Genomic DNA, 14463 nt, shown 5'->3' on the forward strand with positions numbered 1-14463 from the left:
GCAGAACAGATCGAGAGGCACATCTTGCAGCGCTTCATCGAGCAGCATCGTGCTCTTGATTTTCGCATGCAGTACCGTATCGAAATCCTCTTTGCTCTTATCCTTCAAATAGCGGTCCTTCACCACGCCCGCCATATGCAGAACGCCGTTCAGTTGGCCGAACCGGAGCCGGATGTCATCCAACAGACTGTCGATAGCAGCGCGGTCCGACAATCCGTTGCGGATATAGACCGCTTCTGCACCTTGCTCCCGCAGCCTGCCGAGCACAGCCATCGTGTCCGCATCCGGCTCGCGGCGGCCGCACAGCACCAGCTTCGCTTTGTACCGGTCAGCGAGCATACTTGCGAATGCTCTGCCTAATCCGCCCATCCCGCCCGTCAGCAAATAGACCCCGCCCGGACGCCAGAGAGGGACATCCTCTCCGATCGCCTCCGGCTGTACTTCTGCCATTCGCTTGATGACGCGCTTGCCTTCCCGCCATCGAACGTCCGGCTCGAACGATCCGTCGTTCGCTTCTGCCTGGAGCACCTCGACAACTTGCTGCTCATCGAATCTGCCCGCCGCTCCCGGCGGCACATCAACCCCAACAGCACGAAAAGCAAAGCTTGTCCGTTCATGATGGATGACCCGAGCGAAGCTGCTGACCGCTTCATGTTGTGCCGCAACCCCATTCGCTGCGGTCGAGTAGAGATAGGTCAGCTTCACTTCTCCAAACCCTTTACCGGCCATAAACGCTTTGGTCATATAAAATAACCGTTCGATACCCGTCAACAGCCGCTCGTCCCACAATAGCCCAATCTCCGCATCATCTGTATCCAACGCTGCGTAATGGAAGACATACAGGGGAAGACGGTCCGGCCCGCTGCCAAGCAACGTGCTGATATAGTCGGCTAAACGGACGTAATCCGGTTCCGAACCCGGATGGAGCTGAATTTCATCCTGAACGCGCCCGCCCGTCTCGAAGTGTTCGCCCGAACGAACGATGAACGCTCTGCGGCCCGCCGCGCGCAGACTGTCCGACAGTGCTGACGTTAGTTGTTGGGCAGCATTGCCGCAGAGCAGGTAAATGCCTTTCGGCCACGAACGGAGCGTTCCTCCAGTTGTACCGGCTTCTTCCCATACCGGCTTCACATACAGCAGCGCATCTTCCTCCGCACGAAGGCCTTTTGCCGGATTTCCGCCCGGAATCCCGCTTGACTGTTCCTCTAATCGGAGCGCCTCCAGCTTGCCGAACCCTTCCTCGGGAGTGAGCACGCCCGCTTGAATTTGCTGCAAAATGTGCTGTTTGATCAACGCCGAACTCATACGGCTCCTCCTATCAAACGATCGGCTTGCTCCCAATCGAGCTCCCCTGCATGAAGTCTTCTAAGAATTTCGATCACATCGAATTGTTCCGCCGCCGTTCCCGGAGATGATACGGCATCTGCCGGCTTGTGCACCGGGGTGAGCGATTGAACCGGCATACGTTCAGACCGTTTCACTAAATAATGCGTTAATGAAGCCACGACGCTGCCGGACGTATCTGTCAGCCATAGGTCAAACGTTCGGAACTCCGCATCCGCTTTGGATAATACGGCATATACGACAATTTCAGCCGGCAGCCGGTCGAATATTTGAATCTCTTGAACCGAGAACGGGAAGTACCCGGAGTCCGGATCCGAACCGTCTGTATTCAACAGCCCGGTGACCGTTTGCAGCGCCCCGTCCAATAGAACAGGATGCAAGCCGTAACGGTTGTAATCAGGCAGCAAATGTTCCGGAAGCCGAATGAGCGACATGGCTTCCTTCTGGTTCGTCCGTATCCATTGCAAGCTGCGGAAGCTTGGACCGAACGCAATGCCGAGTTTCCCCATCATGTCGTAAAAGGCAGCGGGTCCCGCCGTATCGCCGCACCTGGCTTGAACCGCCGCAAGATCGATCGTCCGCCGTTCGTTAAGACGCGGCCCGTCGAAAGTGAGACGTCCTTGCGCATACACGGTCTGAGCCCCTGTCTCGACTGCGCCTTGCATCGAGAAGGATACATAATCGCCTTGCGGCACAAGAACCACTTTTAATGGCTGCGGCTCGTGAGTGCCGATGAATGGACGAACCCACACCATATTTTCGATCCGGCTCACTTGCCCTTCGCCCGCAAGCTCCGCTGCTGCTTTAGCCAGCTCCGCATAAGCCGCGCCTGGCAGCATTGGCCGCCTGCCAACGTGATGATCTTTCATATAGTAGCCGCTCGCGTCCAGCATGGCAGTATAGCTCGATTCTCGTAGCGTCGAGCTGTTGTAATCGAGCAGCGGATGCGGCTTCACGATGGATGGCTGCTGAGGGCGATGACTCGGACCCGTTTCCATCCAATACCGCTGCTGGGCAAAAGGATAAGTCGGCAGCGGCATACGCTTCATGATCCGTCCGCCGTACATTTGCTCCCAATCGATCGCCATGCCGTTCGTCCACAGCTTCGCCAACGCCTCCAGATTCCCGCTGCTGAGCCATTGTTCTGCGGGATTGCTGCCAGCTGGCGCAAGCATTGTCAGCCACTCCAGCTTTTCTTTGCCGCTCTGCACGTTTCCGGCGAACACACCGGTCAGACTTGTATCGCCTTCGGCAAAACGAAGCAGCTTGTCCGCCAGCTCGGCTTTGCTCCGGACAAGGAAAGCGGCGCGCTCCGCCATCGCTTCCCGCCCGACTTGCAGCGTATAGGCTGCGTGAGCGAGCCACGCCGCTTCCTCGTCCGCAGACTCCGACAAGGAAACCGTATCCATCTGCGCAGCAACCGCCTGATCCGTCTGGATCGACTCCTGCCATAGGTGTGCCAGCTCCGCTAAGCTGCGGCAACCGGACGATATCCCGTAAACATCGGCGTCTAGTCGGCTTGCGGCGCGAAGCAAGAAAGTTTCAAGCGACGCCGGATCGAATCCAGCCTCTGCCAGATCTGCATTGCCGTCGATGCTGCCCGGGTCGACCTGCAGTACATCAGCCGCTTCTTCTAACAAGATCTCATAGACGCGGTTTCGTTCGGTCGTGCCCGGCTGCATAGGCTTGCTCAGCCTTTCACCAGCGTGTCCGGAGTCAGCCTCGGCTGTCAGCCGCTCGTACACTCGCATCGCATAAGCCGACAACCGTTCTTTGTTCCGCGCGGAAAGAACGAACAGATGGGAATGTCCTTCTTCGAACGAAGCCGCTGCCTCCCGCTCCTCGAACTGCTCCAACACGATATGCGCGTTGACGCCGCCGATACCGAAGGAACTGATGCCGGCTCTTCGCGGAATCGGGCGCCCTGATTTATCCGTTAAGGACTTCCATTCCGTCGCTTCCGTTACTAAGTAGAACGGACTGTCCTCCAGCCGGATATAAGGATTTTGCTTCGTATAATGAATCAAGCCTGGCAGCATCCGATGCTTCATCGCAAGCAGCACCTTGATAAAGCCCGCAATTCCGGAAGCCGATTCCAAATGGCCCGTATTCGTCTTCACTGAGCCAAGTCCGCAATGCGCCTGCGGCCGCTCCGTATGCCCGGCTTGCTTATACATTCTATCGAATGCAAGTTTCAAGCCTTCAATTTCGACCGGATCACCTAGGCTCGTTCCCGTGCCATGCGTTTCGATATAGCTGACGGTAGCCGGATCGATCCCCGCTTGCGCGTAAGCTTCCACGATCAAATCCGCTTGCGCACCCGAGTTCGGCGCCGTTACCGAGCTGGCTCGGCCGCCATGATTAATGGCGGTGCCTCTAATGACAGCATAGATATGATCGCCGTCCTCCACCGCCCGGCTGAGCGGTTTCAGCAGCACCGCACCGGCTCCTTCGCCTCTTACATAGCCGTTGGCGGCTGCATCGAACGTTTTGCACATGCCGTCTGGCGACAGCATGCCGGACTGGCTCTCATAGATATACAAGTTCGGGCTGAAAATCATGTTCACACCGCCGGCTATCGCCATCTCGCAGCCGCCGTTTCGAATGGCTTCGACGGCTCGATGGATCGCAACCAGCGAGCTGGAGCATGCCGTATCGACCGGCTCGCTCGGTCCGCGCAAATTGAGCAGGAACGAGATCCGGTTCGCCAGCATCGATTGCGTGGCGATCGACTCCAGTCCGTGCTGCGCCATTAGCTCCGAGTAGTCCGCATTCGAGACGCCCATAAATAAGGCTGTACGCGTACCGGACAGATCGGAAGGTTTATAGCCCGCATCCTCGATCGCCCGGTATACCGTCTCAATCGCTTTACGAGCTTGCGGATCGAGACGCTCCGCCTCCCTCGGCGAAATGCCGAAAAACAGCGGGTCGAACGAAGCGGGATCGTTCATAAACGCGCCCCAGATGATATTCGTTTTATGCGGTTCTTTGAGCGGGTCGCCGTAATACTGCCGCCAATCCCAACGGTCCGCAGGGATTTCCGTCACCAGATTATCTCCTGCAGCAAGATGACCCCAGAACTGGCCGATATCATCCGATTGCGGGAACAGACCTGCCGCTCCTACGACGGCGACCGGCTCGAGATGCCGCTCGCCCGCAGACGGCAGAGCCTGTCCCGAAGCGGCAGCCTTCGAACGATCTGGTGTTAATGGCCGTGATGGCGATGTTGAAGGCGCTGACTTGCTAATTGCAGATTGGGCCATACTGCCAGCACGCTTCGCCGCTGCCGCATTGCCGCTTCCCTTTCCAGCCGATTGAACTTGCGGCGCCGCTTCGGGTAAGGACTCCCTATAATAGTCATCCAACCGATTCCCATAGACTTCGTAGATATGACGGGCTGCCGACTCCGGCGACTCATGCGCGAAGAAGACGGCCGGCGTCAGATTCAAGCCGTAAGTCCGGTTCAACCGGTTGGACAATTCGGTGAACGTGATCGAATCGAATCCGAACTCGCTCATGCTGCTGTTCATTTGAATTTCCGATTCCCGGAGCTGCAGAACCGCACTGATGCTCTTCACGAAATCAGCACGGAACAGCTCCATTGCTGCCGCAGCATCGGCGGCTGTATTCTGAACCGCTGACGGCGAAACGGGATGCCTGACTTCGTCTGTGCGTTCCGGCGAGAAAGCAGCTTGTATCCGCTGCGCGTCCCCGTTTACGACCGCATACTGACAGCCCTGCTGCCCCAGTAGAAGGGAGAACGCATGCGTCCCGTCCTCTGAGTCCAGCGGCCGGAAGCCATGCCGGGCTTCGAGCGCGGCAAGCTCTTGTTCTCCGAGCCGCATGCCGCCCTCATACCAATACGGCCAATTAATGGACAACAGCTTGCCGAAATGTGCTTTTCCGGCAAAACGTGCCGCATAATGATCGAGGAAGCTGTTCGCATAAGCATAATCGGACTGGCCGGCATTGCCGAAAGCAGACAAGGAAGAGAACAGCGCGAACAAGTCGAGCTGTTCGTTCCTCAACGCTTCCCCAAGCTGCATTAAACCGTTCACTTTAGGCAGCATGACCGCTTCCATATCCGACCAGGATTTGCTCCTCAGCATCCCGTCCCGCACCGTTCCTGCACAATGCAATACACCATGGATAGGACCGAATGCTTCACGGGCCGCATGTACGACCCGTTCCGCTTCGCCCGGCACGCCGATATCCGCTTGCATATATACAGCATGTCCGCCTGACTGACGAAGTCCGGCGATCAGCTGCTCTATAGCGCCGTTCATTCCCGAACGGCCGACAAGCACTAGACGCGCCCCGTACTGTGCAGCAAGAAAATGTGCGAACAGCTTGCCAAGGCCCCCGGCACCGCCCGTGATCATATACGTTCCATTCTCACGCAGAGAGGCTGCGTTCTTCTCGGCGGCATGACGCACCATCCGGCGCTCCTGCCTCTCCTGTCCCGCATAACGCACATCGGCCGTTCCAGCCGGAAAGGAGAGCTCAGCAGCGATTAAATCGGCTGTATCGTCCGGTTTTCTGCTATGTCCGGTTAAAGCTACCGTACGGAATCGGATTTCTTCGGATTCCTGAGAAACCGAGGAAGCAAATCCGCTTACGGCGGCATAAGCCGGATGAGGTTCTGTCTGTTCTGTTGCATGCACAAATAGCAGCGATGCGTGTAATCCGCATTGCTGCAAGGCTTTCATCATATGGAAGACCGAAACGATGCCGCGCTCCAACATTTGGGATAGCGAATCAGTTGCCAACTCCTGTGACCAAGCATGCACGACAGCAAGGCCGCGCTCGCCCGCGAACGGCCCATACCGCTCCGTCAATTGGTCGAGCAGCATCTCATAATGCTGGCCTTTCCCAGGATGAAGCTCGTAAATGCTGTCGGACGTCCAGCCGCATCCGCTTCCCCGTGCGACCCGTATAACCTTCGATTCCTGACAGTCTGCATGTTTCCTTAGACTTTCAGCTACTTCTTCCTGTTCGTCGAAGAGCAAGATAACGGAATGGCTCCGCCTGTCTCCAGCGCTCCGCTCCTGCAACTGACCGGCATGCCATTCCGGCCGGAAATAGTGGAGCTCAGAAGCATTCGAAGCCGGCGTTCCGGCTTGATAAGGCTGGAATGGACGAACTGAATAATCCCGGAATGATGCGATCACGTTCCCGTTCTCGTCCAGCATGTTTGCCTCATACACCGCTTCCTCCGTCGATGCCCCCGGGCTTGCCTGGCGTTTTGCGTACACAAAAGCGGCTTGAGGCAGCGGGGATGCCGCCAGCTCCAGTTCGCCGATCACGAACGGTAAGTAAATGGAGTCTAGATCTGCCGATGTCCGGTATGCCCATGCGATTACCGTCTGCAGACAGGCGTCCGCATAAGTCGGATGAAGCGCGTATTTGCTTTGTTCCTGTTCCAGACCGTCCGGCATGCGGACGGCGGACAGCGCCTCCTCTTCATTCCAATAGAAAGCGCCAATGCCTTGAAACCGCGGACCGAACGGCGCTCCGATGGAAGCCAAATGCCGGTAATACAACTGGGCTTCCTCTTGGCCGCCTTCGCAACGCCGCATGACGGCGCTGATGTCGATGCTCGAAGAAGCCGTACCCGCGACTTGCGAACCGAATCGCAGCGTTCCTTGCGCATGTGCTCCGCGGCTTGTATCAGATACCGTACGAATTTCGAAGTCGGCCGTTTCGTCATCCCGAGGGAACAACAGCGTCTCCGTCTCTACTCCGCCGGCGGCTGCCATAATCGGACTTGCGAACACGACGTTACTCAAATGCGTTACCCGGCTTGAGACGTCGGCCAATTGCCCAGCAGCACGCGCCATCTCCATGTAGACGACAGCAGGCAGCATGTGCAGATGATCCTCCAAGAAAAACTCCGATCCAGTAAAATGTTTCGAGAATTTATAAGCTGCAAAATTCGATTCGTTCCGGTCGATCAAGGCATGGAGCGGACGGCCCGCTTGCTCCGCAGCAGGCAGATCGTTGTCGGCCAGACGAATCCAGCAGCGTTCTTTCGCGAACGGATAAATCGGAAGCGTTACCTTCCTGCGCTCGCCCGGTTCATGGAGGAGCCGCCAATCGAGTTCGAGACCGCCGACCCACAACTGTGCCAGATCCGCAAGATTTCGTTTCGCCAGCAGCTCGCGCACATAAGCATCGTCTGCTTCCGCATGCTCCGCCGCTCTTTCCGCCATTCCCGCTGACAGATGCTCAAGCACGGTTTCACCGCTGCCCAGTGCCTGCAATTGTTGGATCAAATCGTTCCCGCTCTCGCATAACAAAGCCGCCCTCGCCTTCATCGGCTCGCGTCCGATCTGCGACGTGTAGGCGGCATCCGGAAGCCATGCATCCAGTTCATCCGACGCCAGATCGTCGCCGCCGAAAACATCTTCGACGTACTGCAGCAGCTTTCGCGCATACGCGCGCAGCCGCTCTTCATTACGGGCCGACAGCAGGTAGAGATAAGGGCCTTGCGTTGTTGTCTTTGTCTCTGAATACGGCTGATCGTATTCCTCGACGATGATATGAGCGTTGGCGCCCCCCGCTCCGAAAGAGCTGATGCCCGCACGCCTAGGACAGCGGACCTCCGTCCCCCCGATCCGCACAAGCGGCTGCTCCCAGATTGCCGTCTCCTGCTGCACGTAGAATGGGGAACGTTCGAATGCGATCTTCGGATTGGGCCGGGAAGCGTGAAGCGTCGGCACGAGCTGTTTATGCTTCATCTGCAGCAGCACCTTGAACAAGCCCGCAATGCCGGCTGCCGATTCCAAATGGCCGATATTCGATTTGACGGAGCCGATGGCGCAGAACCGCTCGTCTTCCGTATACGCTCCGAACGCTTTCGTAAGACCGGCAATTTCGATCGGATCGCCCAGCGACGTTCCGGTTCCGTGCGCTTCCATATAGCTTATTGTCCGTGGATGCAGACCGGCCTTGTCCAGCGCGTCCATAATTAATGAGGATTGCGCATTCGGATTCGGCACCGTATAGCCGCTCGTCGTACCGCCATGATTGACTGCCGTTCCTTTGATAACGCCGTAGATGGCGTCACCGTCGGCAACAGCCTGCTCAAGCGGCTTCAGCAGGACGACGCCTGCCCCTTCGCCGGGAACGAAGCCGTCCGCATCTTCGCCGAACGTGCTGCAGCGCCCCTTCTTAGACAGCATTCGCATTGCGCACATGCCGACATAACGCGACGGATGAAGGTACATATTCACTCCGCCGGCTATCGCCATCGCGCATTCGCCTTTCAGAATGCTTTCCGCCGCGAGATGGATCGCCGTCAGTCCCGAAGCGCATGCCGTATCGACTGGCATGCTCGGACCGGTGAAATTAAAATGATAGGACACCCGGTTCGCAATCGACCAAGGCATCGAGTTCGGAATGACGATGTTGCCTTTCATCCACTGCTCCGGCCCTAGCAGTGCGTACGTATTCGTCGTTACGCCAGCGAACACGCCGACTTTAGAGTCAAGAGCAGCTCCGGTCCGATTCGAGGGCCGCGTGTAGCCTGCATCCTCCATCGCTTCCCAGCAGAGAGTAAGGAACAGTCTCTCCTGCGGATCCATCGTCGCCGCTTCTCTTGGCGAGATGGAGAAGAAGCCGTAATCGAAACGGTCAACGTTACGAAGAAAGCCGCCTTGTTTGCAGTACATTTTGCCCAAGGAAGCCATCTCAGGGTCCGGGTCATAATAGCGGTTGGCGTCCCATCGGTCCGGCGGCACTTCGGTAATGCTGTCCCGGCTGTTAATAAGGTTGTTCCAGAACTGCTCCAGCGTGTCCGCCTCAGGGAAACGTCCGCTAAGCCCGATAATCGCAATGTCCCGGCTGCTGGTACTGTTCGTTGTTGTTGATGTTGTTGATGTTGATGTTGTTGATGTTGTTGCTGCCGTTGTGATTGGGTCTGCTGCCGCGGATTCGACTACTGCCTGATCTGACTGCGCCTTCTTCCGATCAGAGCGCTTCGGCTGCTCCGCAGGGAACAACGCGTTCATCGCTGCGCCGTGCCGTTCCAGCATATAATCGGTCAACTCAGAGATGGTCTGATACTCGAACAGAAGTGTTTTGGGCAAATGTCCCGCGTAACGCTCCATTCTTAGGTTGAACTGCTCTACCATGATGGAGTCGACGCCATACTCTTGGAACGTCCGGTCCGGCCGAATAAGCGAAGGCGGAAGCTTAAGCGCTTCCTCGAACACCTGCTTCAGCAGTGCTTCGGTGCGGCTGCGCAGCCATTCCCGGTTTACGGGATGGTCTTGAGCCTCCACCTTTTCCTTCTCCTCATCCGCTGCCGCCCCCGCTGCAGAATCCGCATGCGAATTCAACTGATCCAAAAAACGCTTGAACACCGGCCTGTCGCCGACACCGGCAAAACAGACCGTTTCACGCAAAGCAGCCGCCGCCTCCATCAATGCCCACGCATCCCCTTCGGGAAGCGGGAGCAGTCCGGCTTCGTCGCGAAGCGTTCTCGCTGCCTGTTCCGGCACCTTCATGCCGCCGGCTGCCCAGTGCGTCCAGTTGACGGATAGGGTAACGCCATGGCGCTCTCCTGCTCGTACCCGTACGTTCCGGTATTCCGCATACAGATCCATCATCCGGTTCGCGCAGGCGTAATCGCTCTGCCCCGCATTGCCGAACCGGGCCGCCATTGAGCTGAACAGAATAAAAAAGTCGAGTTGTTCGGAGTGAACAGCCTCATCCAAATGAACCGTTCCGGCCAGCTTCGGACCGAGCGTCCGGAGCGTATCCTCGTTGGATTTGCTTAATACATAGCCGTCATAGTGGACGCCCGCGCAATGAACAATCCCGTCTAACCGGCCGTATGTCCGGCGAATCCTATCTACTAAAGCGGCGGTTTCGTCCTGATTGCTGACATCCGCCTGTATGTATAAGACTTCCGCTCCGAGCTCCTTCAACGCTTGAAGCTTCTCGTCCCTCTTCTTCGATCGTTTGGACCGGCCGGACAGCACGAGCTTCACATCCGCCTTATCGGCGATCTGACGCGCTATACTGTAACCGGCACCACCCAGACCGCCGGTAATGAGATATACGCCGCCAGACTTGATCAGCGGTATATCCGGCGAACTCTCGTGATCCGCTCTCTTCCAAACCGGAACCATGCGACGTCCATTCCGATAAACAACTTCTGAAGCGGATGCTGCGCCAGTTCCGAATTCTGCGCATACAACGGAGCCGAGCTGAGCTGCTGCCGATGTTTCGCCTTCCTCCAACTCGACTTGAACCGAGCGGAACCGGTAGGCGTCATTTTCCATCGCCAGCGATTGGCCGAAAGCACTGACTGCTCCGTCAACCGGGCGGATAACGCCTGGAGCCGTGGTATAAACATACTGAAGATCGACTTCGTGCCGAACTTTATGCTCCATTAATGCGCGGGCCAAATAAGTCAAAGATATGACCGGCCCCGCTGCCCGCTCGATATCTGCCGCAAGATTCTCGATGGTCACGCCGTCATGCCGGCGTGACCATCGATGGATAATGCGATGCGGCAGGCCGCCTTGCCGTGCAAGCGTCTGCATCATCTCCCGGTAATCTGTCTCACGGGATGGATGAAGCACGAACGTATACTCATCCGTTTGCTCAAACGCTTCTCCCGGAAGGGCCAGAATAAGCCGTGCCTCGGAGCCGGCATACTGCTGGAGATGGGACCATAACGAACGGTCCGTATCCAGGAGGAGAATGCAGCAAGGCGTGAACATCGTTTCCGGACTTGCTGCAAGCGGTGCTTCAGCCCATTCCGTCCTGTACAGCAGCCGGTCAGGATAATGCTTCGCTTCGCCCTCTTCCTTATTCCCGGAATATAGATCCCGAAGCTGCGACAATACGCCCTCCGAACGGATTTGACCGCTCTCTAGCATTTGCAGCAGCTTCTCTTTTCGGCCGCGGATCGCATCCTTACTCATTCCATATCCCCTCCAGCAAACGGTCAGCTTCTTCAATGTTAATTGTCCCTTGCTCCAGCATGCGGATCACATCCAGCGTCCGCTGCTCCTCCTGCTCGTCCGTCCATTCCTCTGCAACTGGCTGTGCTGCCGGTTCGAGAATGTTCCCCGCCTTCTCGCTGCTTATCGGAATCCAATAACGGGCCTTGTCAAAAGGATACGCCGGCAGATCGATAAGCTGCCGCAGACGACTGTGACTAACCTTGTCCCAATCTACGGTCCCGCCAGTCACCCAACGGGAAGCCGCTGCTTCTATGCTCTCTGGTGTGTTTGCCGGCTGCTGCCGGTTAACAGATTGACGAGAGACGGCGCCGCTGAACATGCCCGGAAGCATGATCCCCTCTTCCGAATAAGCATTCAACATGGACAACAGCATCTCCGTACTTTCAGCCGCGCATGCCAGACGTTCTTCCATCGGCTCGCGGCCCTCCTGCAGCGTATAGGCTGCAGACGCCAGCCACAAGTGTTGTCGGGCGTCTTCAGGGCGAGCTTCAGCCAGGATGACATGCTGGGATGCGGCATGCTGTCCCATCCCTTCGATCCCGATGTGCTGCGCCTCTTGAAAACCGGAATTGTGGAGCGCTGCCCGCCAACTCGCTGCGCTTAGCAGCGGCGAATTGAAGTGCCGCAAATGCTGATCCTCATACAGCGTCCAGCCGCTGGTTAATCCAAACGTTAAGTTCGCAAAGTCGACGACGCTGGTCATTTCGTTAATCACGATCAACCCTGCCGGCTTCAGCAGTTCCTTCAAACGGCCAAGCGTTCCTTCAATCCGCTTCGTGGCATGAAGCACGTTGGTCGCGACTATGATATCGAATTCGCTGCTGCCGAAGCCTTGAACGGAAGGAGCAAGCTCCGCATTATACGTCTTGAACTCCGCAAAAGGATATTTGCGGCCGAACGTCTGCTTCGCTTGCTGAAGCAGCCCTGCCGAAATATCCGTATAACAATACACAACCCGGTCTGCGAACGGCTTCAATGCTTCCAGCACGAAGGCGCTTGTTCCCCCGGTCCCCGCCCCGACTTCCATGATGCGCACTTTCGTATTCGGATCATGCTGCAAACGCAGCTCTGCCGAGGCGGCCACGGCACGTGCCGTAACGCGATTGTAATAATCGACCAGCCTGTTCCCCCGGTAAATGCCTTCGACCAGCGCAAGCGACCCTTCCGGGAACATGACGTCAGCAAAGCTTTGCCGTCCGCGAAGTACGTCAGGATAAGCATCGAGGCATGCGTCCAACAGCCGGATGTACGCCGCCATCTCCGGATACTGCCGCAGCATGCTGTCGCGGTGCTCCACAAGACGCTCCGGCGCCGCTTCCGGCACAGGACGAATGAACGTCACACGCCCTTCATCCATCCTGATCAGTCCGGCCCGAACGAGGATGTCGAGCAAAACTTCGAGCAGTCTCTCGTATTGCAAAGTAATGCCGAGCATTCCCCTCAACTCAGCAGCAGCATACGATTCGCCGCCTTCTGCGCTCAATCCCATCCGTTGAAACGATTGGTAGAGACGGAATCGCCCATAAGCCTCCAGTTCTTCAAATCCAGCAGAAAGAACAGCAATCTCAGCTTCATCCTCCGCATACCGCTGAGACGAGAACCCGCGAATCTCCTCCATCGCCGCGCCGAAGCTGGAAGTAACGGCAGTAATCAAACCATCTGCTTGTTCCCGCAGCTTGCCGGCCGCGCTCGCGGCAAGTTTTCCCGCCGCCTCGCGAAGGCTTTCCTTGCTGCGGGCAGAGAGGATGATGCATTGCGGTCCGGTACCAGCGTCTGCGCTCGGCACGGCAGCCGGTTCATATTGTTCAATGATCAAATGCGCATTGGCTCCTCCGGCTCCGAAGGAGCTTAAACCTGCTCTTCTGGGCAGCTCGACGGTGCGGCCAAGCCTCTCTTCCGTCAGCGGCTGCCAGTCCGTCAGCTCTCTCTGCACGTAGAACGGAGTCGTTCCGAACGCGATGTTCGGATTCAACTGCTCCGCATGCAAGGAAGGCGCAAGCTGGCCGTGCTTCATTTGCAGTACGATTTTGGTCAGTCCGGCTATGCCCGCCGCCGATTCAAGATGGCCGATGTTTGTCTTCACCGAACCGATCGCACAATATTGCACTGATTGCGTATCTTCGCGGAACGCGTTCGTCAAGCCCGCCACCTCGATCGGGTCGCCCAGCTCCGTGCCGGTTCCGTGCGCTTCGATGTATCCGATCGTCGCTGCGTTCAAGCCTGCTTTGTCTAACGCGGACCGGATCACAGCCTCCTGAGACTTCGGATTCGGAACGGAATAGCCGTGCGTCCTGCCGCCGTGGTTGACGGAGCTGCTTCGGATAACGGCATGAATCCGGTCGCCGTCAGCGATAGCCCGCTTCAGCGGCTTCAGCAGAACAGCACCGACGCCCTCTCCAGGCACGAAGCCGTCTCCATTCGCACCGAAGCTGTGGCATTTGCCGGTCGGGGACAGCATCTTGATCTGGCTCATGCCGACGTATTTGAACGGATGCAGATAGAGATTGACTCCTCCGGCCAGCGCCATGGCGCATTCGCCTTTCCGCAAACTTTCGCAAGCTAGGTGTATCGCAACGAGACTGGAGGAGCACGCCGTATCGACAGGGATGCTCGGTCCCGTAAAATTCATCGCGTAGGATACCCGGTTCGGGATGGACCAAGGCATCGAATTCGGCGTCACCATGTTGCCCTTCGACCATTGCTCCGGCGCCAGCAGCATATACGTGTTCGATGTTACCCCAACGAATACGCCGACATTCGCTCCTTCTCCGTCGCCTGCCGCTTCCTGCAGCTTGCTTCTTGTGTAACCGCCATTTTCCAGAGTGGCCCATGCCGTCTCCAGAAATAAACGTTCCTGCGGATCCATCATCTCCGCTTCACGGGGGGAAATCTGGAAGAACAGCGGATCGAAGCGGTCGGCACCGGACAAGAAAGCGCCCCACTTGCAATACGACTTCCCTTCCTTCACCCGCACGGCATTGGCATCGTAATAGTCCCGCCAATCCCACCGCTCCGCCGGTATCTCGGTCACGCAATCAACTCCGCCGGACAGCACTTCCCAGAATGAATCCAAATCATCTGCTCCGGGGTAACGCCCGTTAATGCCGATGATCGCAATCGCTTCTTCCTCATTCGGGCG

The 14463-nt window shown here is 57.3% G+C and carries 3 protein-coding genes and 1 pseudogene (1 of these 4 only partly in view); all 4 read right to left on the minus strand.

What is annotated here, in order from left to right:
- On the minus strand, positions 1-1305 hold the start of the coding sequence (locus PKO01S_RS04610) for an SDR family NAD(P)-dependent oxidoreductase (protein ID WP_127530131.1). It extends 8733 nt beyond the left edge of the window; only the first 1305 of its 10038 coding nucleotides appear in the window; it begins with the start codon at positions 1303-1305; its stop codon lies off the left edge, out of view.
- Positions 1302-11282, minus strand: a complete 9981-nt coding sequence (locus PKO01S_RS04615) for an SDR family NAD(P)-dependent oxidoreductase (RefSeq protein WP_127530132.1) — start codon at positions 11280-11282, stop codon at positions 1302-1304. Before PKO01S_RS04615 ends, PKO01S_RS04610 begins: the two co-directional genes overlap by 4 nt.
- Positions 11275-13338: a class I SAM-dependent methyltransferase gene (locus PKO01S_RS29735; RefSeq protein WP_407669628.1), complete on the minus strand. Its 2064-nt coding sequence runs from the start codon at positions 13336-13338 to the stop codon at positions 11275-11277. Before PKO01S_RS29735 ends, PKO01S_RS04615 begins: the two co-directional genes overlap by 8 nt.
- Positions 13315-14448 (minus strand): annotated as a pseudogene (locus PKO01S_RS29740) (type I polyketide synthase); the annotation flags it as partial. The pseudogene PKO01S_RS29740 and the gene PKO01S_RS29735, both read right to left, overlap by 24 nt.
- Between the last annotated feature and the right edge of the window lie 15 nt (positions 14449-14463).

Origin of the sequence: Paenibacillus kobensis NBRC 15729, from assembly GCF_004000825.1 — a bacterium.
GTDB classification, from domain to species: Bacteria; Bacillota; Bacilli; order Paenibacillales; family Paenibacillaceae; genus Paenibacillus_T; species Paenibacillus_T kobensis.

Excerpts from the sequence above, each read along its gene's own strand:
- PKO01S_RS04615 (WP_127530132.1), bottom strand. The coding sequence starts at position 11,282 with ATGAGTAAGGATGCGATCCGCGGCCGAAAAGAGAAGCTGCTGCAAATG.
- PKO01S_RS29735 (WP_407669628.1), bottom strand. The coding sequence starts at position 13,338 with ATGAAGCACGGCCAGCTTGCGCCTTCCTTGCATGCGGAGCAGTTGAAT.